General features: G+C 71.2%; 9 protein-coding genes. 2 read left to right on the forward strand and 7 right to left on the reverse strand.

The annotated features are described in order from the left end of the window. Positions 1-6: 6 nt before the first annotated feature. From WS92_RS04275 to WS92_RS04300, 6 genes are all read right to left on the reverse strand, one after another. Complete coding sequence (locus tag WS92_RS04275) at positions 7-774, reverse strand: thioesterase II family protein (protein ID WP_015603917.1); 768 nt, start codon at positions 772-774, stop codon at positions 7-9. Beyond that, entirely contained in the window at positions 771-1889 is a 1119-nt protein-coding gene (locus WS92_RS04280) for a Gfo/Idh/MocA family oxidoreductase (protein WP_059933391.1), read from the reverse strand. Before WS92_RS04280 ends, WS92_RS04275 begins: the two co-directional genes overlap by 4 nt. After that, positions 1886-11635: a type I polyketide synthase gene (locus WS92_RS04285; RefSeq protein WP_059933388.1), complete on the reverse strand. Its 9750-nt coding sequence runs from the start codon at positions 11633-11635 to the stop codon at positions 1886-1888. The genes WS92_RS04280 and WS92_RS04285 overlap by 4 nt, the downstream gene beginning before the upstream one ends. Further along, entirely contained in the window at positions 11628-12860 is a 1233-nt protein-coding gene (locus tag WS92_RS04290) for an MFS transporter (RefSeq protein ID WP_059933385.1), read from the reverse strand. The genes WS92_RS04285 and WS92_RS04290 overlap by 8 nt, the downstream gene beginning before the upstream one ends. Beyond that, positions 12857-19219 carry a non-ribosomal peptide synthetase gene (locus WS92_RS04295; RefSeq protein ID WP_059933381.1) on the reverse strand — a complete coding sequence of 2121 codons (6363 nt, stop codon included), beginning with the start codon at positions 19217-19219 and terminating at the stop codon, positions 12857-12859. Before WS92_RS04295 ends, WS92_RS04290 begins: the two co-directional genes overlap by 4 nt. A 237-nt stretch (positions 19220-19456) precedes the next feature. Continuing rightward, a complete protein-coding gene (locus tag WS92_RS04300; protein ID WP_006029105.1) occupies positions 19457-19900 on the reverse strand; it encodes a hypothetical protein in 444 nt (147 codons plus the stop codon). A gap of 194 nt (positions 19901-20094) precedes the next feature. On the opposite strand from WS92_RS04300, the gene WS92_RS34230 reads away from it, so the two are divergent. After that, positions 20095-20367: a hypothetical protein gene (locus WS92_RS34230; RefSeq protein WP_141667964.1), complete on the forward strand. Its 273-nt coding sequence runs from the start codon at positions 20095-20097 to the stop codon at positions 20365-20367. On the opposite strand, the gene WS92_RS04305 is transcribed toward WS92_RS34230, so the two are convergent. Beyond that, complete coding sequence (locus WS92_RS04305; RefSeq protein WP_015603499.1) at positions 20351-21310, reverse strand: helix-turn-helix transcriptional regulator; 960 nt, start codon at positions 21308-21310, stop codon at positions 20351-20353. The two genes, WS92_RS34230 and WS92_RS04305, sit on opposite strands and share 17 nt — an antisense overlap. 342 nt (positions 21311-21652) lie before the next feature. Here WS92_RS04305 and WS92_RS04310 point away from each other — a divergent pair, with 342 nt between their 5' ends. Continuing rightward, positions 21653-23779 carry a TonB-dependent receptor gene (locus WS92_RS04310; RefSeq protein WP_082743839.1) on the forward strand — a complete coding sequence of 709 codons (2127 nt, stop codon included), beginning with the start codon at positions 21653-21655 and terminating at the stop codon, positions 23777-23779. Positions 23780-23785 lie beyond the last annotated feature (6 nt).

Raw genomic sequence — 23785 nt, forward strand, 5'->3', positions numbered from 1 at the left:
TGAGGGTCACACACACGCGGAGGTCGACTCGAGCCGGCGCAGGATCTGTTGCAGAAAGGCGCGCGGTCTGCGGGTCACGTAGAAGTGGTCGCCGGGCATCGCGATCGGTTCGTCCGCGCGACGCAGCCAGTCGCGCCACGCGGCGACTTCTTCGCGCGACGCTTCGGTGTCGCGGCTGCCGTGGACGAGCAGCGTCGGCGTGTCGATGCGGCGCCGGTCGGCGCGCGGCATGCGGCGATAGGCCTCGGTGATCCGGAAGTCGGCGCGCAGCATCGGCAGGAAGATCGCGAGCAGCGACGGATCTGACAGCAGCGTTGCGTCGCTGCCGCCGATCTCGACGAGCTGATCGACGAACGCGCGGTCGTCGAGATGGCTGAGCAGGCGCCGCCCCTGCAGGTGCGGCGCGTGGCAGCCGGACAGCACGAGCGCGAACGGCGGCGCGCCGCGCCGCTCGAGACGCTCGCAGGTCTCGAACGCCACTTGCGCGCCCATGCTGTGCCCGGCGAGGATCAGCTTGCCGGGCGACGCCTTCGCATCGACCAGCTCGTCGGCGAGCTGATCGGCGAGCCGGCCGATGTCGTCCGCGCCCGGCTCGCGCATCCGGTGGTCGCGGCCCGGATAGATCGCGAGCGAGACGTCGATGCCGAAGTCGTCGACGTTGCGCCAATCGCGGAATGCGCTGCTGCTGCCGCCCGCGAACGGGCACATGACGAGCCGCCACGCAGCCGGCTCCGGCGACATGATCCACGGGCGCAGCATCCGACGCTCGTTCATGCCGCCACCTGTTCGTCGGGCGCGGCGTCGACGAGCATGCGCGGGTCGATCGCCGGCGGCGGCGCGACGCGGCGCTCGCGCGCGGGGCCCGCGCATTGCAATGTCTTTTGCCAGACGCGGGCGAGCGCGAGCTGATAGGCGGGATCGAACGCGGCGGGCGCCGCCGCGCCGTCGAGATGCCGGCGCAGCGCGTGCAGCACGTGCGCGACGCCCGCGGGGCCGTCGACTTCGAGCGCGTCGCGCCAGCTTGCCGGCGCGGGATGCAGCGGCAGCGCGGGCGGCCGGCCGAGGTGCGCGCTTTCGGCGCCCGTCGTCCGGTACGCGCTGCGATTGCCGTCGCGATGCTGCGGGTCGTATAGCGCGGCGGTCCAGACGACCGGGCCGTAGCTCGCGTCGAGCGACAGATAGCCGGAAGGCCAGCCGAGCGTGAGCTGATGCATCGCGAGGCTGTGCAGATCGGGATCGTCGGGATCGAGATAGGTCTGCAGACGCAGCGTCGCGCGGCAGCCGGGCAGGCCGATTCGCAGCGCGTGGAACGCGGGATCGTCGTCGTCCGCGGCGTCGACCGTCGCGTCGACGGCGCCGCTCGCCTGCAGCAGCAGATCGAGCGATGAGTAGAGCAACTGTCGGCTCGTCGCGAGATGCGCGAAGTGCGCGTGCTCGCCGCCGAGCGCGCGCCGCACGCGCCGAGCGCGATCGATCCAGCAGCGGCCGGCCGGCGTGTGCGCATAGAAGCTGTTGACCCAACAGGCGCGCTCGCGTTGCGCGGCGAGCTGCTGCAGGCGGGCGACGTCGTCCGGATGCAGCGGATGCTCCTGCACGACGTGCGCGCCGCGTTCGAGAAATGCCTGCGCGAGCGACGTGCCGGCGCCGCCGACGACCGTCGAGCGGACGACCACGCATGCGATGTCGATGTCGCCGGGCACGTCGTCGATCGACGTGTAGAGCGGAATGCCGAACGCGTGAGCCAGTTGCCGCGCGCGCGGGCTGCCGTTCGCGAGGAGTCCCGCGAGCTCGAGCCCCGGCTGCGGCGCGAGGAACGCATTCAGATAGATTTCGCCGAATTTTGCGCCGGCGACGAGCACGCGCCTGTTGCGCGCGTTGAGAGGTTTCATGCGACTTTCTCCTGCGGGCGGCGAGGGTTGTCGCGCCACTGCCGGAACAGGGCGGCGACGTTCTGTGCTCGTGCGTCGTCCATCACGAGCGTCCAGTGGTCTGCGTCGAGCGTGTGGCGTTCCGCGTGCATGTCCCAGCCTTGCCAGTCGAGTTCGGCCGGTCGCCAGCGGGGCGGGCGGTGCGCGGCGGCGATCCACAGGCAGCGGATCGGCAGGGGGGCGGGCGCGTGGTGGCGCGCGAGCAGGCCGAGCAGGTCGCCGACGCGCGTCAGCCAGCGCTGCGCATCGGCGGCGCTCATGCGCTCCGGCAGCAGCCCGGCCGTTTGCGCGGCGCGCACGAAGCACGCAGTCTGTTCGTCGGCGTCGAGCTGTTCGAGGTCGTCGGGCAGCGGCACGACGGCGCGTCCTTGTGCGAGCAGACGCAGCAGCGACGTGCGATCGTCGTGATCGAAATCGGCGCGGCAGACGGGATCGAGCAGCGCGAGTTCGACCGTTTCGCCGCGCTCGTGCAGCAAGCGCGCGGCCTCGGCGGCGACGGACGCGCCATAGGACCACCCGATCAACGTATACGGCCCGTGCGGCTGCGATGCGCGGATGGCTTGCACGTAGCGATCGGCGAGCGCGCCGAGATCGTCGGGCAGCGTCGCGTCCGTCGCGCGCAAGCCGTGAACGCGGCAGTCCAGATGCCGCGCGAGCGGCATGTACGCGGCGAGCTCGCCGTCGGACGCGTGGAACATGAACACGCGCGCCGGATCGCGCCCTTCGGCGAGCGCCACCAGGCAGCCGCCCGCATCGGCTGCCACGGCCGCTTCGGACGCGGGCGGCGCGTTCAGCGTCGCGCAGAACGCGCCGAGCGTCGGTTCGGCGAAGAGCGCCTGCAGACTCGCGCCGCGCATGCCGTCGCGATTGAGCTGCGCGATCATTCGCGTCGCGATCAGACTGTCGCCGCCGGATTGGAAGAAATCGCTGTCGCGATGGATAGGGCACTTCAGCAGCGCCTGCCACACCGCGCCGACGCTGCGTTCGAGCGCGGCTTGCGCTTGCGGATCGCGCGGCGGCGCGACGGGCGCGACAGGCGCGGTCGACGTGTGCGACGCGCGAGCCGCGCGGCTCGGCGCACCTTCGTTCGCTTCGTCGCGTCGCGCCGCGTGGCGGTCCGCATGTCGATCGATGCGTTCGCATTGCCGGATGCGCACCGGCGGCAGCGCGTCGCCGCAGCGCGCGCGCAGGCCGCGTTCGAGCGCCCCGAGATCGAGCCGGCCGACATGCGTCGCGCGTGCGAGCACCAGGTGCTGACGCAGCGGGCTGCATTCCTGCTCCGGCCATGCGAGTTCGACCGAAAAGCCCGCCTGCCCGAGCGCGTCGCGCCACGTCGGCAGATCGAGCATCGGCTTGTCGTCGGCCGTGCGGAAATCGTCGTAGCCGTTCAGGCCTTCGATGAAGCCGATGCTCGCCATCTGCAACGCGCTGTCGCGCTCGGTCGCCTCGATCATCAACAGGCGGCCGCCCGGTCTCAGCAATTGCCCGAGGCGGCGCAGCGACCGCACGACGTCGCTCGCGTCGTGCAGCACGTTGACCGCGACGACGATGTCGTAGCCTGCTTCCGGATGCGCATCGAAATCGACCGGCGCGTTGATGTCGAAGCGCGCGTAGTCGAGCTGCGCGTGGCCGGCGAAGCGCTCGCGGGCGGCGTCGAGGAACAGCGTCGACACGTCGGTGAAGCGGTAGCTGTGCAGCCGGCCGTCGAGCGCCGGCACGAGGTGGCGCGTCGTCGCGGCGGTGCCGGCGCCGACTTCGAGCACGCGCAGCCCGCCCGAACGCTCGCCGAGCGCGCGCGCGATCTGCGCGGCGCCGCGATTCAGGCAGTCGATCGCTGGATTGTCGCTGTACAGCGCGCGGGTGATCGCATCGTCGTCGTCGAACAGCAGCGCGAGCGGCGCTTGCGTGCCGTCGAACAGCGCATCGTGACGCGCGATGCACGTATCCAGATAGGCGCCGAGCGTGCGGCTCCAGCCGGCTTGCGGTAGCGCCTCGGCCGGGTCGGGAACCGTATCGAGCGCCCGTTCGCCGACGAACGCGTCGCCTTCGCGGCGCAGCCAGCCGCGCTCGGCCAGCGCGAGCAGCCATTGCCGCGCGAGCCGGCGATACTGCGGCCGCGCGCGCAGGCGCGACTGCACTTCGTCGAGATCGTGGCGTTGCCCGGCCTGCGCGAACAGGCCGTGGCGATGCAGCGTCCGGGCGATGCCGCGCAGCGCGCGCGCCTCGAGCCAGTGCCAAGTCGCATCGATTTCCGCGAGCTGCGACGCGTCGAGCATCGGCGGCGCAGACGTCAGGGTCAGCGGCGCGTCGATCTCGGGCGGCGGCGCGACCTGCGCGCCGGCGGCCGACACGACGATGTCGAGCGTGCGACCGTCTTCGGCGAGCGTCGCGGCGGCGTCGGATACGCCGTCCTGCGCGCGCAGCAGGTCTTCGATGTCGCGCAGATCCATGCCCGCATCGCCGGCATGCAGCGGCCAGCGGCGACGCGCGAAATCCACCCATGCGCCGTCGTCGCGCAGTTTCGCGAGCCCAGGCTGCGTCATCCGTTCCGGTTGCGCGGCGATTCCGCGCAGCAGGCATCGATAATCGTCGAACATCGCCTGCGCGGCGCCGTGCGCGAGCACGTCGTCCATGCAGTACCAACTGAACACGAGATCGCCGTCGACTTCCATCACCTGATGATCGAGCCAGACCTGCGGCGTCTGAGTGAACACGTGGACCGGCTCGCCGAACAGGCTCGTCATCGCCTGATCGATGCTCAGGCCGTCGAGCGACATCCCCAGCATGCTCGTGAACACGACCGGCATCAGCGGCCGGCGAGGGTCATGCGCGCGGCCGCGCGACAGCTCGCGCATCAGCTCGACGCCGTTGACCTGGCTGTGCGCGAGGCGCTGCCAGAGCCGCTCCTGCGTGCGCTCGATCGTGTCGCGCAGCGTCGGCGCGCCGTTCAGCGCGAAGTCGATCAGCAGCACCGACGTGAAATCGCCGATCAGTTGGGAGACCTGCGGATGATCGGGACGCCGGTTGAAGAACGTCAGGTTCAGCGTGAAATCCGGATGCCGGCTCCAGCGTTCGAGCGTGTGCGCGAAGAGCGCGAGCAGTGCGGCCGACGGCGTCGCGCCCCAGCGCTGCCATTCGCGTTTTAGCTTGTCCCAGTCCGCGCGTTCGAGGCGCGCCTGATATGTGGTGAAGCGGGGCCGCGCGCGGTCGGCGCGTTCGGGTTCGAGCGGCAGCAGGGGCGCGGGCGGCAACTGAGGGAGCGTGCGTTGCCAGTAGCGCCACGATGCCTGCCAGTCGGGCGCGTCGCGGCGCGCCTGATCGGCGAGCACGTAGTCGCGGAACGTGATCTGCAGCGGTTCGAGCGCCGCGCCGCGATAGGCGCGCGCGAGGTCGTCCATCATCACCTTGAAGCTCTGCACGTCGAACAGCAGCAGGTCGAGGTTCATGTGGAGCCGGTAGCGCGCATCGTCGAGCTCGGTCACGACGAGCTCGAACAGCGGCCAGCGGTCGGCGGGCAGCACGCGGTACGACAGTTCGTCGCGGGTGTGTTCGAGCGCGCGCGCCTGCTCGTCGGCGGCGAGGCGCTTCAGGTCGCGCCGCTGCGGCCGGTAGACGGGCACGTCGCGCAGGATGCGCTGGCGGCCGTCCGAATCGACGATCATCCGCAGCATGTCGTGACGCGCGACGAGCGCGTTCCAGGCGGCCTCGAAGCGTGCGAGGTCGAACGTGTCGCGCCGCATGTCCCATTCGAACAGCACGTGACACGCCACGCCGCCGTACGCGATCAGATCGGTGCGGCCGAGCCAGTACGCGTGCTGGATCGGCGTCAACGGGAACGGCTCGAAGCGGTTCGCGGGATCGTGGATGAGCGCGCCGGCATCCGAAGCGGGCGCGCTGGCGTCGGCGGGCGCGGATTCGACGATCAGCCGGCCGATTCCGGCGACCGTCATGTCGCGATACGCGCGCTCGGCGTCGAGCTTGACGCCGAGCTGCGATTCGACCGCGCTCCGCAATTCGAGGAACAGCAGCGAATCGAGGCCGAGCTTCAGCAGATCGCGTTTCGGCGTGAGTTGAGCGAGATCGTCGAGCTTCAGTTGCGCGGCGATGCGCGCCGTCAACCATTGGCGGACGGCATCGGCATCGCGCGGATCGGGGCGCGCGGCGGCGGGCGCCGCAGCGGCGGCCGCCGCCGAAGCGGCGCGGGAGGCCGCCGTCGGCGAGCGCGCGAGCCGCGCGGATGGCGTATCGGCGCCGGCGTCGAACAGCGCGCGGCGGCCGGCGTCGAGCCGCTCGCGCAGCACGCGCATCGCGAGCCGGTATGGCGCGCCGCGCATCACGGCCTGTTCCAGATGCCACAGGCCTTCCGCGCTCGACAGCACGCCCATCCCGCTCTCCGCGAGCTTGTGTTGCAATGCGGGCTCGGCCGCGCGTCCGGCTTCGCCCCATGCGCCCCACGCGATGGAGATCACCGCCGGCGTCTCGCCGCTTGCGCGCGCTTCGGCGAGCCCGTCGAGATAGGCGCTCGCGAACGCGTGCGCGCCTTGTCCCGGCGCGCCGAGCGCGGCGGCCGCCGACGAATAGAAAAGCAGATAGCGCGCGTCGTGCGCGCGGAGCCAGTCGCGCAGCACGCGCGCCGCGTCGGCCTTCACCGCGAGCACGGGCGCGATGCGTTCGGCGTCGAGCGTGGCGAGCGGCGCATCGTCGAGGATGCCGGCCGCATGGATCGCGCCCGCGACGCCGCCATCCGCGTGCAGCGCGTGCAGCGCCGCCGTCAACTGCGCGGGTTCGGCGATGTCGCAGCGCACCCAGCGCAATTTGCATGCATGGAGCGCTTCGACTTCATGCTGGAACGCAGACCAGTCGTCATGCGCGCGAGGCGCGACGAGCGCGATGCGGCGCGCGCCGTGGCGCGCGAGCCAGCGCACGCTCAGCCGGCCGAGGCCGCCGAACGCGCCGGTGACGACGTGCCAGCGTTCGCCGGCGAGCGCGCCGGCGGGCAGCGCGGGCGCGACGTAGGGTTCCGCCGCGAGCGATGGCGCATGCGCGCGGCCGTCGCGGACCGCGAGCCAGCGAGCGCCGCTGCCGAGCGCATCGAGCGCCGGCAGCAGATCGCGCCACGCGGCGGCCGGATGCAGGTCGATCGCGGCGAGCATGCGGTCCGGCCGTTCGGCGGCCGCGACGCGCAGCAGCCCCCACGCGGCGCGATGCGCGGGGTCGACGAGATCGTCGGCGTGGACCTTCCATGCGCCGCGGGTCACGACGACGAGCGGCGCGCGGCTTGCTTCGGACAGCGCGTCGAGCAATGCCGGCGCGATCGCCTGTAGCGGCTTCTCATCCGGATCGAGGATGAACAATCGGCGATCCGCGTGCGGCGCGATCGGCATGCCCGCGTCGCGCAGCGAGTCGGCGAACGGCGCCGACGCGGCGTGCAACGCGATGCCGTTCGCATCTGGCGACGCATCGGACACGGGCCGCCACTGCCAGCCGTAATGCGTATCGCGCGCAGGCAGCGGCGCGGGCAGGCCGTCTTCGGGGGAGTCGGCGTCGAGCGGCCGCCATGCGCCGGATTCGTCGCGCGCGTCGAGCGCGATCCGCGCCGCGCCGAACGGACTGGCGCACCAGCGCAGGCGCACGAGCGTCAGCCACGCCGGCGCGCGCTCGGGCGCGCGAATCGTCGGAGCCGCCTGGCCGCCGCCGTGGCGGCCCGCCAGTTCCGCGCCGCCCCGCGCGAGCCGTTGCTGCCATGCCTCGCGCCGGCCCGCGCAATCGGACCAGTCGGCGAGATACACGCCGTCGTCGGTGAGCGGCTGACCGAGCAGCGGATCGGCGTCGTCGGCGAGCCACGGCGCGACGCCCGCCGAGCGGCCCGGCGCGGTCGCGAGCACGATGTGCTCGCTGATGCCCGACGTCGGCGCGCCGTCGTCCGGCAGCCAGTCGATGCGCTCGAAGCCCGCCGCGACGCATTGTTCCTTCCAGCGCGCGGTCGACAGGAACAGCTCGCCGCCGCGCGCGTCCTCGTCGTGCAGCGGCAGCACGAGCGGGCCGAATACGAAATCGAAGAGGCGCATCGGCCGCGTGATCTCGCGCATCAGCAGACGGCCGCCCGGCTTCAGCAGCGGCGCGAGGTTCGCGAGCGCGCGGCCGACGTGCTGCGTCGCATGGATCACGTTGGCCGCGACGATCAGGTCGTATGCGCCCGCTTCGAAGCCTTGCGCATGCGCGTCTTTTTGCAGATCGAACACGCGATAGTCGACGCCTTCGTGAGCGGCGAATTTCTGCTCGGCGCGCCGCGTGAAAATCGGTGAGATGTCGGTGAAGTCGTAGCGGACGTTCGGCTCGCCGTCGAGTTCCGGCAGCAGCCACGCGGTCGTGCCGCCGGTGCCGCCGCCGACTTCGAGAATCCGGAATGGGCGGTGCCGGCGACGGTTCGTCTGCCGCTCGCGGACGAGCCCCGCGACGACGCCCGCGGCGATCTGGTTGAAATAGCGCCCGAAGCTGAATTCCTGATACAGCACTTCGACGCCGCTCGACGCGCTGTCCGGGAAGATCACCGCGACCGGCTCGATGTCGCCGCTCATCATCGCGTGCAGGCTGTCTCCCGCGCGCGCGACGGTGTCGGTGATCACGTCGAAGCCTTCGCAGCAGTCGCGCAGGATCTGCAGCAGCGCGTCGCGTTCCGCGTGGGGCGCCGCGAGCGCGGGCGCGTAGCGGTCGTTGTCGCGGCGGTAGTAGCCGTCTTCGACGCACGCATTCAGGAGCCGCACGAGCAACTGGCGATGGCGCGGCAGCAGACGGCCCGCGCGCAGGATGTCGAGCGCGGTCGCGCCCTCGTCGAAGCGCTCGCCGATGCAGCGGCGCACGAGCCGATCGACGTAGATCGCATGCAACTGCGTGACACAGTCGTAGAGCCGTTGCAGGCGCGGCAGATCGAGCGATGCGGCGGCTGCGGCCGCGACCCGCCGGCCTTCGGCGAGCGCCGGGTCGACATCGCCGCCGTGCGCCGCGGGCAGTGTGACGGCTGCCGGCTGCGCATCGCGCCAATAGCGTTCGGCATCGAACGGATAGCGCGGCGCGTGCAGCTTGCGGCCGGACGAAGGCAGCACGTTCGCCCACGGCAGCGCGACGCCCGCCGCATAGAGTTCGAGCGTCGCTTGCCGCGTTTGCGCGAGCGCGGGCTGTTGTCGGCGCGCGCTCGCGATCCAGCGCGCGCGTTGAGGCGACTCGCGCAGGCCGATCCCCGTCAGTTGCGCATCGGGCCCGAGTTCGAGAAACACGCCCGCGCCCTGTGCGATCGCGTGACGGACCGCGTCGGCGTAACGGACCGGTTCGCGCATGTGCCGGCGCCAATAGCCGTGCGCGTTGAGCCCATCGGCGTCGATCGGCCCGCCGAGCAGCGTCGACACGAGCTGCACGCGGCCGGGCGCCGCATGCAGTTGCGCAGCCGCGCGTTCGAACGTGTCGAGCACCGGATCGAGCAGCGCCGAATGTGCGGCGCCCGGGACCGTGAGCCGCGCGTGGCGGATGTCTTTCGCGGCGAGCGCGGCGGCGAGCGCGTCGACTGCATCGCGACGGCCGGAGAATACGAGATGACGCTCGCCGTTATGCGCGGCGACGTCGACGCCGGCTTGCCTGGCGAGCGGCAGCAATTCGTCGGCGCACGCGAATGCGGCGAGCATCGCGCCCTCCGCGCAGCGCTGCATCAGCGCGCCGCGCAGCCGGACGAGCGGCATCGCCTGCTCGATCTCGTAGTGTCCGGCGACGACCGCGGCCGCGTATTCGCCGACCGAATGACCGATCACGATCTGCGGCTCGAGACCGAGTGCGCGCCAGTGCGCGGCCATCGCGAGCTCGAATGCGACGATCGCGGGTTGCGCGTAGTCCATCCGTTCGAGCAGATCGCCGCGCTCGCCGGACATCGCGTCGCGCAGCGGGACGTCGAGCTCGCCGTCGCAGGCCGCGAAGCAGCGGTCGAGACACGCGGCGAACGCGGGCGATTGCCGATAGAGCGCCTGTCCCATGCCGGGCCAGTGCGAGCCCTGGCCCGTGAAAAGCCAGACCATTTGCCCGGCTTCGCCGCTGCCGCGATGGACGAGCGCATCGTCTTCGCCCAGCGCGAACGCGTCGAGCGCCGCGACGGTTTCTTCGCAGAACGGCACCGCGAGCCGGTGCGGCAGGTCGAGCTGCCGTCCGCGCAGCGCGGTATGGAGCAAGTCGCGCGCGCCCGCATGCCGCAGCGCGTCCGCGTAGCCGCGCGCGAGGCGTTGCAGCGCGGGCTCGCTCGCCGCGCTCAGCAGCAGCGCCGCGCCCGCGTCCGGCTGCGCACGGTCGTCGCCGCCGACCGCCGCGCGCAACGCGTCCGGCAGCGACGCGACGACCACATGGCAGTTCGTGCCGCCGATGCCGAACGACGACACGCCCGCGACGCGCGATGCGTCGTCCCAGGGCTGCGCTTCGGTGGGCACGTAAAACGGGCTGTCGTCGAGGCCGAGCGCCGGATTCGGCTTGCGGAAGTGCAGGCTCGGCGGAATCGCGCGCCGCTCGACGGCGAGCACGGCTTTCAGGAGGCTCGCGATGCCGGCCGCCGTATCGAGATGCCCGATGTTGCTCTTGACCGAGCCGAGCGCGCAGCGCGGTCCTTCGCCCGCCCGATGAAAGACGCCGCGCAGCGCTTCGAGCTCGACCGGATCGCCGAGCGGCGTGCCGGTGCCGTGCGCCTCGACGAGGCCGATCTGCGTGCTGTCGACGCCCGCGAGCATCAGCGCGTCGCGGATCGCGTCGCGCTGTCCGGCCGCCGACGGCGCGGTGTAGCCGACCTTGCGGTCGCCGTCGTTGTTGATCGCGCTGCCGAGCAGCACCGCGACGACGGGGTCGCCGTCGCGCAGCGCGTCGCCGAGCCGACGCAGCACGACCGCGCCGACGCCGTTGCCGGCGAACGTGCCTTGCGCGTCGGCGTCGAACGGCCGGCAGCGGCCGTCCGGCGAGAAGATCATGCCCGGCTGATGCAGATAGCCCGCGTGCTGCGGAAACGATACGGCCACGCCGCCCGCGACGGCCATGTCGCATTCGCCGGCGCGCAGGCTTTCGCAAGCCAGGTGCGCGGCGACGAGCGAGCTCGAGCACGCGGTCTGCACGGCGAGCGCCGGTCCGCGCAGGTTCAGCTTGTACGCGACGCGCGTCGCGACATAGTCCTTGTCGTTGCCCATCAGCGACTGCAGGCCCTTGACCTGCGCGACTTCGGCGATCCGCAGCGGCTCCCTGCCCGGATACGTGCTGATGCGCGCGGACCCGAACACGCCGGTGCGGTGCGGGACGTCGCGCGGCGCGTAGCCCGCGTGCTCGAGCGCGTGCCAGACGATCTGCAGGAAGAGGCGCTGCTGCGGGTCGATCGATTCGGCTTCCTGACGGGAATAGCCGAACAGCGCGGCATCGAACGCGTCGGCGTCGCGCACGACGGCGCCGACGTTGACGAAGTTCGGCGCGTCGATCGTCGCGGCGTCGAGGCCCGCGTCGAGCAACGCCTGCCGCGTGAAGCGGCGGCTGCATTCAGCGCCGGCGAGCAGGTTGCGCCAGAACGCGTCGCTGTCATCCGCTTCCGGAAAGCGGCACGCGTGGCCGATCACGGCGATCGGCTCGCCGTTCGGGTAATGCGTCGCGAGCAGCGCGTCGAGATCCGCGGCCGGGCGAGCGGACGAGGTGGCTTTATCCATGACTGGTTTCGAGAGAAGGTTCGTTGGCGGCGGGCGAAGGCGCGGGTGCGGCCGGCTGCGCGAGCCGGCGGCACAGCCGGATCGCGGGCCACAGGCTCGCGACGGCGAGCGCGGCGAGCAACGCGAGCACCGGGCGATAGCCGACGGCGTGGCTGACGCGCAGGACGGCCATCGACATCAGCATGGCGACGGCCATGTCGGTCGACTGGAACAGCGCGTAGTCGGATGCCGGCTGGTGAGGGCGGGTAAGTCCCATCAGCACGTTGTAGAGCGTGACGAAGCCGATCGCCGCCGCGACGTTGACGAAGCCGAATGCGAGCGTCCATTCGCGTATGCCGAAGCGGGGATAGCCGATGGCGAGCACGCCCGCGAGCAGCGGGAACGACAGCATGACGGGCAGCACGCACCGCCACGCGCCGAAACGGCGCATGGCCCAGCCGCCGAGCGCGATGCCGGCGCCGCTCGCGACCGTGCTGTAGATCGTGACGACTTCGCCGAGCGCGCTCAGGCCGAGCCCCGCATCGACGAGCAGCACGGTCTGCAGCGCCATCAGCCCGCGCATCGCGACGAGGTAGATCGCGGTCAGCGCGAGCGCGGGCCCGATCCCGCGCAGATCGCGCCAGTGCAGGCGCGGGCGCGCCGAGCCGACGGGCGCGGCCAGCATCGGCTGGCGGATCAGCAGCGACGGAATCAGCAGCAGCAGCGACAGCGCGGCGATGCCCGCGAAGCCGCAGCGCCAGCCGGCGTGCTCGGCGATCGCGAGGAACAGGAACGAACCGAGCGGAATCCCCAGATAGCTGCCGCCGACTTGCGCGACGTTCGCGAACGGGCGGCTGCGGGCGTCGGTCGTGCAGATCGCGATGCCGTTCGCGTAGATGCCGTGGCTCGCGGACAGCAGCGACAGCAGCATCAGCGACACGACGATCGCGCCCGCCGCGTGCGCAGGCGGCAGCAAGCCGATGCACGCGATGAGGGCCGCCATGCCGAGTTGCAGCAGCGCGAGACTGCCCTGATAGCGGTTGCCGCGTAGCGGCAGCGCGTGACGCTCGCACCACGGCGCCCACAGGAATTTGCCGACCCAGGGCAGCATCGCGAGCGACAGCCAGCTCAACTGGGCGAGGTCGGCGCCCGCGTGCCGGAAGTAGCCGACGACGCCCTGCATCGTCAGCGCGCTGACCATGCCCTGGTGCGCGTAGTACGACCAGTACGGCAGATAGCGCTTCATGCGGCGGCTCCTCGCCGGCGCTGCAGCTTCGCTCTGCGTTGGTCGAGGAGCGCGCGCCGGTTCGCGTCGTCGGCCTGGGCCGGCGCGTGCGCGCCGCCGAGATGCGCGGCGAGCGCGTGCGGCGACGCATGCGTGAAGAGATCCGTCACCGCGAGCGACGCGTAGCCCGCGTGCCGAAGCTTGACGTGCCATTGGACGAGTTCGAGCGACGACGCGCCGGCTTCGAAGAAGCTCTGTCGCGCGGCGATCGGCAGGCCGAGCGTCTGTTCGAAATGCTGGCGCAGCCGGCCGACGAGCGCGGCGTCGACCGGCGCGTCGTCGCGAAGCGCGGTGATCGGCGCCGCGGGCGCGGCGGCGGCGGAGCCGGCGGCGCGCTCGCCGTGCATCGACCGCGCGCCGGCCTGGCCGACACGCGGCACGAGGACGTCGAGCGGCAGCCGCCACGCCGATGCGTCGGTCGCGAGCCGCTGCAGCAGCGCGACGTACTGGTCGAACATCGCGCGCAACCGGTCGGGCTCGAACAGCGCTTCGACCGCATCCCAGTTGAAGCGCAGCTCGCCTTCCGATTCGTAGACCTGGTGATCGAGCCATACCTGCGGCGTCTGCGAGATGCCCGAGCGCGGTTCGAGCCACGACGCATGGGCGAGGAAGCGGTCGTGATCGAAGCCGAGCGCGCTCGTGAACACGACCGGCATCTCGGCGGCGGCCCGGCCGTGCCGCTGCGCGAGCTGGCGCATCACCCAGAGCGCCGACACGTCGCGGTGCGCGAGGTCTTGCCACAGCCGCTGCTGCAGCCGCTGCGCGCTCCCGAGCCAGTCGTTCGCGGGCTGCCACGCGAGCAACAGCAGCGACGTGAAGTCGCCGAGCACCTGCTCGATCTGCGGATGCACCGGCTGCCGATCGAACAGCGTGAGGTTCACGCACAGCTCGCGCTGCGCGCTCCACGCGGACAGCACGGCCGAATACGCGGCGAGCAGCAGGGCCGACGGCGTCAAGCTCGCCGCGCCGGCGCTCGCCTTCAGCGCGTGCCATTGCGCGCGCGACAGGCGCGCCGACAGCCGCACGAAGCGCGGCGTCCCGATTTCCGCGGGCGTGCGGCGAAGCGGCAGTTGCGGCGCGGAGGGCAGGCCGTCGAGCCGGCGCTGCCAGTAGGCGAGCGACGCTTCGCTGGCGCGCCGGCCAGCGACGTGCATCACGTAATCGCGAAAGCCGATGTCGAGCGGCGGCAGCGCGCGTTCGGGCGCGACATACAGTTGCTCGAGTTCGGCGAGCAGGATCTGCATGCTGAGACCGTCGAGCATCAGATTGTCGAGACACACGTAGAGCCGGCTGCGCTCGCCGCCGTCCTCGGCTGCTTGCACGTCGAACACGGGCCAGCGCGCGGGATCGAGGACCTGATGCGCGAGCCGCTCGCGCAGCGCGGCGGCGTCGGGACCGTCGAGGCTCGTGACGCGATGGCGCGTCAACGCGAACGGCGGCGCTTCGGCGAGCACCTGCTGCCGGCCGTCGCGGACGACCGCGCGCAGCATGTCGTGGCGCGCGATCAGGCGGTTCCACGCCGCTTCGAAACGCACGACGTCGAGCCGCTCGACTTCGAATTCGACGAAGAAGTGCGAGCCGACGCCGCCCAGCGCGAAGCCGGCCTGGCGGCCGACGAGATACGCCTGCTGGACGTCGGTGAGCGGGAACGGCTGGAAGCGCGACGCGGCGTCGGGCCGCAGCGCGTCAGTTGCCGGCTCGATGCGCGGGCGCAGCGTCGCGGCGAAGGCGGCGAGCGTCGGGTAGTCGAACAGATCGCCGAGCCGCGCCGTGTAGCCTGCCCGATCAAGTTCGCCGATCAGGCGCGTCGCGAGCAGGCTGTCGCCGCCGAGCTGCAGGAAGTGGCTGTGCCGATGCACCGCGTCGACTTGCAGCAAGCGTTGCCACAGCGCGGCGACGGCCGTTTCGGCGTCGCCCTGCGGCGCTTGCCGCGCGGCGTCGGCGTCGGCATCGGCGACAGCGGCGGCGGGCGCGCAGCGGGCCAGCAGCGCCTTGTGGTCGATCTTGCCGTTCGCGGTGAGCGGCAGGGCGTCGATGAAATAGAGGCGCTGCGGCAGCATGTAGGACGGCAGATGCGCTGCGAGCGCCGCGCTCAGCTTTCGCGGATCGGGCGTGCGCACGATGGCGGGCGCGCGCAGCACGAAGCGCCGGTGCGCGCCGACGTCGTCCGACTGCTCGCACGCGAGCGCGCGATCGTCGAATGCGCGTCGCCAGTCCTCCGCGCGGCGCAGGCTGTGCTGCGCGGCGGCGCCGCCCGCGAGCAGGTCGGCGCTGACGAGCGCGAGCGCCGATGCATCGCGCAGCTCGGTCACGTAGACGAGCGCCGACGGCGCGGCCAGCCCGGCGAGTTCGTCGAGCGCCGCATCGCCGAGGCGGTGCAGCGCGTTGTTGGCCCAGACCACGTCGGCGCCGTGCGCGAGATCGTTCAGCGACGCGGGGTCCGCGCGCCGCGCTTGCGCATGCGGGAACGCGGCGAGGCGCGCCTGCGCGCGCAGCACCATGTCCTGCGACGCGTCGACGGCCGTGTAGGCCAGCCGTTGCGCGTCGAGGCGGCGCAGCAGCGCTTCGCCGAACAGGCCGCTGCGCGCGCCGATCTCGACGAGCCGTGCGGGCCGCCCCAGCGAGCGGGATAGCGCCGCGACCGCGGTGGCGAGCGCATCGATCGCTTTCCCGGCGCCATCGCTGCGCAGCAGCAGCGATTCCGGCGACCAGAACGGATGGTCGAGCAGCGTGTGCGCCGGGCGCAGCCCGCGCAGGATCGCGCCGAGCGCGTCGTGGTGAGTGAGCAGCGCGTCGGCGGTCGTGAAGAGCGGGTCGTCGGCGCGCGGCCGGCGGCGCGCGTGGTCGTAGCGCGGGCCGCGGCGATACGCGCCGTCCCGTTCGGCGAGGCGGCCGTGCGCGGCCAGCAGCGCGAGCCAGCGCGCGAACAGCGCACGCCACGCCGGCTGCGCGCGATAGCGCGCGAGCGCCGTGTCGACGTCGAGCGGCGCGTCGAAGGTCACGCCTTCGCGTTGCAGATGGTCGTGCAGGAAATCGGCGACGAGATGTTCGATGGCCACGTCGGACTTCGCGTCGGCGACGGTGTCGGTGTCGGCGTCGCGGCTGGCGTCCGCGCTTGCGCTCGCGTTGCCGATGGCGTCGATGGCGCGGCCTGCGTGTGTGTCCGCATCCGCATCCGCGTCCGGATCGGCTTCCCGAGCGGAGCCGCAATCGCCCGCGGGCGCGAACAGCGCGCGAAAGTCGGACGGCCATGCCGGACCCGCCCGCCGTTCGTCGAACAGCGCGTCGCCTGACGGCACGACGAACGCCGCAAGCGATTTGTCGCGTTCGCCGACCGCGAGCGCGATGCCGGTCTTGACGCCGTCGATGCGATTGAGCGCCGCGTCGATCTCGCCGAGCTCGATCCGGTAGCCGCCGATCTTCACCTGCTTGTCGCGCCGGCCGAGAAATTCCAGTGTGCCGTCGGGCCAGTAGCAGCCGTGATCGCCCGTCCGATACCAGCGGCCGCTCGCGTCGTCGACGAATTGCCGCGCGGTGCGTTCGGCGTCGTTGAAGTAGCCGAGCGCGACGCCTTCGCCGCCGATCCACAGCTCGCCCGGCACCCAGTCCGGGCAATCGCGGCCCTGCTCGTCGACGACGCGATAGCGCTGGTTCGCGAGCGGATAGCCATAAGGGATCGAGCGCCAGGGCGGCGGCACGTCGCCGACGTCGTAGGCGTTCGACCAGATCGACGCCTCGGTCGCGCCGCCCATGGCGACGAGCTCGCCGTCCGCGCGAAACGCACGGTAGCGCGCAGGCAGATCCAGACCGATCCAGTCGCCGGACAACATCGCGACGCGCAGGTTCGACGGCGCGCGCAGCCCCAAGCCTTCGGCGTACGTGACGAGCATGTCGAACAGCGCGGGCACGCTGTTCCATACGGTCACGCGATGGCGGTCGAGCAGTTCGCACCAGACGGCCGGATCGCGCCGCTGCGCTTCGTCGACCAGCACGAGCGCGCCGCCCGCCGCGAGCACGCCGAAGATGTCGTAGACCGACAGATCGAAGTGCAGCGCGGACAGTGCGAGCACGCGATCGCCCGCGCCGACGCGGTAGCGCCGGTTCAGTTCCGCGCATGTGTTGAGCGCGCCGCGATGCGAGATCACGACGCCCTTCGGCGTGCCGGTCGAGCCGGACGTGTAGATCACGTACGCCGGCGTGCGCGGATCGACCGCGACGGGATCGCGCAGCGCGTCGGCCGCGACGGCGTCCTGCCACGCGAGATAGCGCGCCGGATCGTCCGGCGCCGCGATCGCCGCCGGATCGTCGCGGCAGACGAGCACCCGCTTCACGCGAGCGTCGTCGTAGATCTTGCGGCGGCGTTCTTCCGGCTGGTCGAGCGGCACGGGAACGTAGACCGCGCCCGCGTGCAACACGCCGAGCACCGCGACGATCTGCCCGATGCCCTTCGACATGCTGACGGCGACCGTATCGCCCGCTCCCACGCCGCACGCCGCGAGCGCGCCCGCGCAGCGGCGCGCCTGTTCGGCGAGCGTCGCGTAGCTGATTCGCGCGTCGCGATGGATCAGCGCGACGGCGTCGGGCGCGCGCCCGGCCGCGTGGAAGAAGCCGTCGTGCAGGCAACCGTCCGGCACCGGCCGCGCGGTGTCGTTGACGCGCGCGCGGACCGCGCGCTGCGCGTCGGGCATCGGATCGGGCAGCGGCTTGCGCCAGGCGCTGGCGTCACGCACGAGATGCCGCACGAGCGCGACGTACGCATCGAACAGCGCATCGACGAGGCTCGCCGGAAAGAGCGCGTCGACGCTGTCCCACTGCAGCCATGCCGACGCGCCGTGTTCGAACGCGAGATGGTCGATCCATACTTGCGGCGTTTGCGAGATGCCCCACCCGGGTTCGCCGAGCGCGGCGGCGGTGTCGCGGCCGTACAGCGGGCGGCCGAGATTGCTCGTGAACACGACGGGCGCGCCGTGCGGATGACGCTGTTCCTTGCGCAGCTCGCGCAGCAGCTCGACGCCCGACCAGTGGCGATGCTCGTATGCGTCGGCGAACGTCGCCTGGTTCGCGCGCGCGAGCGAGTCGAACGGCGCGCCTTCGGCGGCGAGATCGATCAGCAGGATGTTCGTGAAATCGGCGATCATCCGCTCGACGGCCGGATCGAGCGGCTGTCGATCGAACAGCGTCAGGTTCAGCAGCAGGCGCGGCTCGCCGCTCCAGCGCGCGAGCACCGCGCCGAAGCACGTCGCGAGCGCCATCGTCGGCGTGACGCCGCACGCGCTCGCCTGCGCCTTGAACGCGCGCCAGTCGGCCTCGCCGAGCGCCGCGCGGCGGCGGCTGAAGCGAACCGGCGCGACGCGCTCGGGCTCCTGGGCGAGCGGCAGACGCGGCGCGGCCGGCAGTTCGGGCAGCTTCGCGCGCCAGTAACGCTGCGCCGCTTCGCGCGCGGCCGCGCTGTCGTGCTGCAGATGCGCGACGTAGCTGCGAAAGTCGTAACCGCTGCCGATGTCCGGCAACGCGCGGCCGCTGGCGAGCGCCGCGAGCTCGTCGAACACCAGCGTGAAGCTCGCCGCGTCGAGCACGAGCAGATCGAGGTCGACGTGCAGGCGGTGCCGCCCGCCGGGAAGCAGCGACAACTGGAAGTCGAACGTCTCGCCGTGCTCGACGTCGAGCACGCGATGGCCGAGGCGTTCGCGCAATGCGGCGAGCGCGTGCTCGCGTTCCGCATCGCCGCAGGCGCGCAAATCGTGCACGGCGACGCCGGGCCAGCTCGAACCCGCACGCCATTGCTGGCGGCCGTCCGCGCGGAATGCGACGCTCAGCATCGGATGGCGGGCGATCAGCGCGCGGACGGCGGATTCCAGCCTGTCCGGCGTGAGCCCCGCGCCGTCGAACTCCTGATACAGATGGCAGCCGACGCCGCCGAGCGGCTGCTGCGCGGCGCGGCCGACGAGATACGCGTGCTGGACGGGCGTGAGCGCGAACGGTTCGCCGTCGCGCATCGTCGGCCATGCCTGCGGCGCGGCGGGCCGCTCGGCGACGCGCGCGGGGCTGCGCCGCATCAGCGCGAGCCAGCCGGCGAGCGTCGGCTCGCGGTACAGCTCGCGCAGCGTCAGCGTGTGGCCGCGCGCGCGCAGCCGGTTCAGCCACGCCATCAGGCGCATCGAGTCGAGGCCCAGTTGCAGCAGGTTGGCGTCGGCGTCCAGTTGTTCGGGGTCGACGGACAGATCGGCGGCAAGCTCGCCGCGCAGCGATGCGCCGTCGAGCGCGATGCAACCGGCTTCGACGGCTGGATCGGGGGCGAGGCTCGTATGAAGGTCGGACATGAATGAAGATCCCGAGTCGGTTGTGATGCGAAACCCTGAACGCAAAGACACCCCGTCGACGCATACGCCGCCGCCCGTTTGCGGGCGATGGCGCGATGCTTCGTGCAGTCGTCGGTCGTCGGATGAGTGGCGGCGGCATGCGCACGCGACGCGGCGCGACGGCGGCAGCGGCTGCGGCGTGTGCGATGCGCGACGCCGCGTGCCGGTTCGATGGGCGCGGCGTTCCCGCGCGCGTCGCTAAGGACTTCGGCGCGTGCCGCGCGTCGCGGCCGACGTGCGTGCGCGGCCGCTGCGCTGCTCGAGCCAGGCTTGCGCCTGCGCGCGCGCTTCGATGTGCGTCGCGGCGACGCGGAACGGATAGGGCGCGTGCTCGGCGCGATCCCACGCACGGGCTTTCTCTTCGTAGGCGCGCCGCCGCGCGAGGTCCGCCTCGATGCGGATCGCGCCGGCGCAAAGCCGCTGCTGCGCGACGTTGTCGCGACACCATTGAACGTAGGCGGATACGAAGCGCGGCGAATGACGCGGCAATTCCTCGCCGTCCATCAGCAGCACGAACGGCTCGGCGCGCGTGTACAGCGCCTTGAACTGCGCGAGCCGCGCGTCCGCTTCCGTATCGGGAACCTGCGCAGGCATGTGCAGGTACACGAGCGGCCAGGAGCGGGTGTCGATGAAGTCGTTCATGAGTCCCTCGTCGGTAACGCCACGCAAGCGAGAAGACTCGGGACAGACGACGTGTCGGACGGTTTTCGGGCAAGACGCGCAATCGATTCGCGGTTGCCTGAAAGAACCGTTGACGGATCTGCGATCCGTCATCTGCCTGCCCCGAGTGCAACGGCGCTGTGCGACGCGCGCTGCCTCGATTTGCGGTGTCTCTTATGACTGTGAACGATAAGCATTATTGTTTAGAAGCTCTACCCGAAACGGATTTATTTCCGCTCGCATCGGTATCTTGCCGCCGCCCCAATGGAACTCGCCCGGCACGGCTGGCGATGCATCCGCGCCGGGCGGGCAAGGCGGGCAAGGCGGGCAAGGGCGGCGAAAAGCGCGTGCGGGCGCGGACGGGCCGCGCCGCGAAAGAGAACGTCGCGAAGGACTGCGTCGCGAAAAGCCCGAACGCCGCGGAACCGATCGTCAGCGGCGCTGCTTGAACGCCGAGGGATTGACGCCGAACTGCTTCTGGAACGCCGCGGTGAAGTGGCTCGCGTTCGCGTATCCCATGTCGGCGGCGACGGTCATCACCGGCGTGTCCGCGCTCGACAGCCGGCGGCGCGCTTCGTGCATTCGCTCCTGCTGGAAGAGCCCGTAGACGCTGTGATCGAACAGCCGCCGGAACCCGCGCTTGAGCTTGAGCACGCTGAGCCCCGTTTCCTTCGCGAGCATCGCGATCGTCGGCGCGCGGCTCAGATCCGCGAGCAGAAGATCCCGCGCGCGCAGCAGCTTCTGCCGCTCCGCCGCCGGCAGCGGCCACGCATGCGGCGCGGCGTCGCCATGCGCCTCGATCACGAGGCTCGCGAGCGCGAGGCTCTGTCCGAGCAGCCACATCGACGGGCGGCCTGCGCGGCCGTGCGCGCACCGATGCCTGTCCTGCAGCGCGTGGCTCAACGATTGCGCGGTCGCGCGCATCTCCGCGTCGCACCGGCACGGCGCGCAGCAGCGCCCCGAATCGAGCTTGCGCTCGAGCGCCGCGTCGAGCTCGGGTGCGAGCTCGCGCACGAGATCCGGCCGGATCGACACAGTCACGCTTTCGATCTGGCCCGAATGCATTGCGCGGCCGCTGCAATCCGGCGTGTAGCTGATGCATCCCGTGCCCGCTGACAGCACGTGCTCGGTTTCGCTGCTGCCGGCGTCGATCGAGAAGCGCGAGCGACCTTGCAGCGCGCAGCAGAAATGAACGCGGCCCCAGTCGTCGCGGATATTCATCGAGATCGGCTGCCGCAGCGCGCCTTGCCAGACGAGCACATCGATGCCGTCTTGCAGCGCGACTCTGAGCAGTCGGCAATCGGGCGCGGACTCGGCGGGCGGCGTCGGACTGGCGAGCAGCGTCGATATCGCGACTTCGGGTTTCGCAAGCGTAGAACTGGAAGAAGGCATCGGTGGTCGTCTCCGCGCGGCATACCGATTGGGGTGGAAGTCGACCCGATCGGGGTAGAAGTGTAAATGCGAATTGTTATCATTATTGCAATTCCAGTCGCCGCCGTCGAGACAATCTGCTCGTTCCGGAGAGTCAGTCTGTCTCGGCGGCTTCTCGCGCCCTTCGGGCGCGTGACGGTCTCGTCTCGCCGTGGCGCGCGCCCACGGCGAGACAGGATTTCTTCGTGACGCACGATTGCACGATGAGTCCGCCCGGCCGTCCTTCGAGATCAACAAGGAGTGTGTGTGATGCGGTATCAGCGAGCCTGGCGGGGCAGGCTCCCGGCGTCGAACGCCTTTGCGATGGCAGTCGCGATTTCTCTCATTCCTTTGTCGAGCGTCGCTCATGCAAGCGCCGCCGGCACGCCGTCGGCGAAGCAGTCGGGCAGCGGTCCGGCCGGGGCCGGGGCCGGCGCGGCGTCCGGCGTGACGGCGGCCGGCGAACTGTCCGCCGTGACCGTCACCGCGAGCAAACGCGATCAGCCGCTCGCGACGCTCAACGGCGCGGCGGTCGTCGTCGAACAGCCGGCGCTCGACGATGCGCAGGTCGCGAACACACTCGATCTCGCGCGGGTGCTGCCCGGCGTGCAGATCACGAGCGGCGGCTCGATGCTGTTTCCGATGATCGGCCTGCGCGGCATCTCGTCCGCGCAGGATTTCTACAACCCGGCGTTGACCGTGTATGTCGACGGCGTGCCGCAATTGCCGACGTTTTCGTCGCAGACGCTCCTCAGCGTCGATCGCGTCGAGTTGCTCAAGGGGCCGCAAGGCACGCTGTACGGCAAGAGCGCGGAAGGCGGCGTGCTGAACATCGTCACGCTGCCGCCCGACAACACGCCGCGCGTGCATCTGCGGGCGGGCGTCTCGAGCCGCGGCGGCAACGTCGAGCAGGCGGAGGTCGCGGGGCCGCTCGTCAAGGACCTGCTGTACGGCGCGGTGTCGCTCGCGCACGTCGACGCGCCCGGCGATTTGCGCAATCCGGCCAGCGGCGCGAATCATCAGGGCGGATCACGCTCGTTCGCCGGCAGCGCGAAGCTGCGCCTCGCGCCGTCCGGCGCGCCGTGGGAAGTGAACGTGTCGGTCGGGCGCGATTGCGCGAAGGCGACGCAGGACATCTATGTGCCCTTCGACGACATCGGCAGCCGCACCGCGGACATCGATCCGCGGCTGCCCGCGCAATATGCGGAGTCGTATATGCGCCGCTGCGGGAACAGCTATGCGCTGTCCGGGCGCTACGATTTCGGCCAGTGGCGTCTGTCCGCGATTTCCGCCTGGCAGACGGTCGACATCGAGCGGCGCTTTCCGTTTCTCCAGTATTTCTCGCAGCAGCCGGAGGACTGGCGGCAGAACGTCCAGGAACTGCGGCTCGCGACGCACGCGCCCGGCCGGCGCTGGGACGCGGTGTTCGGCCTCTATCGGCAGGACGTGCATCAGTCGCGCACGTACGTCAACGACATGGTGATTCCGTCGGTCGTCAATCTGTCGACGACCGCATCGAGCAACGAAAGCAAGTCGCTCGCCGCGTACGGCGACGTCACCTGGCACGTGACGGACGCGCTCGATCTGTCGGCCGGCCTGCGGGCGTCGCGCGATCAGGCGTGGACGCAGTTCGCCGGCACCGCGATGGCGTCCGCGTCGACGTATGCGCCTTTCGCCGGCGTGAGCGGCACGGCCGGCAACCGGATTCTCGGCAAAGTGTCCGCCGGCTATCAGATCGATCCGGCGTGGCGCGTCTATGCGAACGTGTCGCAAGGCTATAAGCCGGGCGGCTTCAATCTCGCGCCGTCGAGCCTCGCGGATGCGCAGGCCTATGGTCCGGAGCGTGCGGTCAGCTATGAGCTCGGCGCGCGCTATGACGGGCGGTCACTGCGCGGCAGCGTCGCGCTCTATCGGATCGACATCCGCAATGCCCAGCTCTACAGCAGCGATTCGCTCGGTTATCAGTCGCTGCGCAACGTTGGCGACACGCGCTCGACGGGCGTCGAGTTCGGCGTCGAATGGGGTATCGCGCGAGGCTGGACGGCCGGGCTCGACGGCTTCGTCAATCACGCGACGTTCCGCAGCTACACCGATCCGTTCGGCTGTGCCACGTGCTCGGGCAACGACGTTCCGTTCGCGCCTCGCTACGGCTTCACGCTGAACGTCGGCGGCGAAGTGCCGACGATGGTCGGCACGGTGCGGCCGCGTGTCGCGGTGCGCTGGCTCGGCGCGCAGTACTTCGACGTCGCGAACAAACTGCGCCAGGGCGGCTATGCGCTGGTCGACGCGTCGCTCGGCTGGCGTCCGCGCCGCGACGTCGAGCTTACGCTCTATGCGCAGAACCTGACGAACCGCGACTACCGCACGTATGCGTTCCGTGCGCCGACAGGCAATCTCGCGCAGGTCGGACTCGGACGCACGGTCGGCGTGACGGTTGCGTTCGATTATTGACCGTGC

This window comes from Burkholderia sp. MSMB1588, assembly GCF_001546925.1.
In the GTDB taxonomy this organism is placed as follows: Bacteria; Pseudomonadota; Gammaproteobacteria; order Burkholderiales; family Burkholderiaceae; genus Burkholderia; species Burkholderia humptydooensis.

What these genes read in the sequence shown, in the direction of transcription:
- WS92_RS04290 (WP_059933385.1), bottom strand. Translation starts at nt 12,860, where the DNA reads ATGAAGCGCTATCTGCCGTACTGGTCGTACTACGCGCACCAGGGCATG.
- WS92_RS04275 (WP_015603917.1), bottom strand. Translation starts at nt 774, where the DNA reads ATGAACGAGCGTCGGATGCTGCGCCCGTGGATCATGTCGCCGGAGCCG.
- WS92_RS34230 (WP_141667964.1), top strand. Translation starts at nt 20,095, where the DNA reads ATGACTGTGAACGATAAGCATTATTGTTTAGAAGCTCTACCCGAAACG.
- WS92_RS04310 (WP_082743839.1), top strand. Translation starts at nt 21,653, where the DNA reads ATGGCAGTCGCGATTTCTCTCATTCCTTTGTCGAGCGTCGCTCATGCA.
- WS92_RS04305 (WP_015603499.1), bottom strand. Translation starts at nt 21,310, where the DNA reads ATGCCTTCTTCCAGTTCTACGCTTGCGAAACCCGAAGTCGCGATATCG.
- WS92_RS04280 (WP_059933391.1), bottom strand. Translation starts at nt 1,889, where the DNA reads ATGAAACCTCTCAACGCGCGCAACAGGCGCGTGCTCGTCGCCGGCGCA.
- WS92_RS04300 (WP_006029105.1), bottom strand. Translation starts at nt 19,900, where the DNA reads ATGAACGACTTCATCGACACCCGCTCCTGGCCGCTCGTGTACCTGCAC.
- WS92_RS04295 (WP_059933381.1), bottom strand. Translation starts at nt 19,219, where the DNA reads ATGTCCGACCTTCATACGAGCCTCGCCCCCGATCCAGCCGTCGAAGCC.
- WS92_RS04285 (WP_059933388.1), bottom strand. Translation starts at nt 11,635, where the DNA reads ATGGATAAAGCCACCTCGTCCGCTCGCCCGGCCGCGGATCTCGACGCG.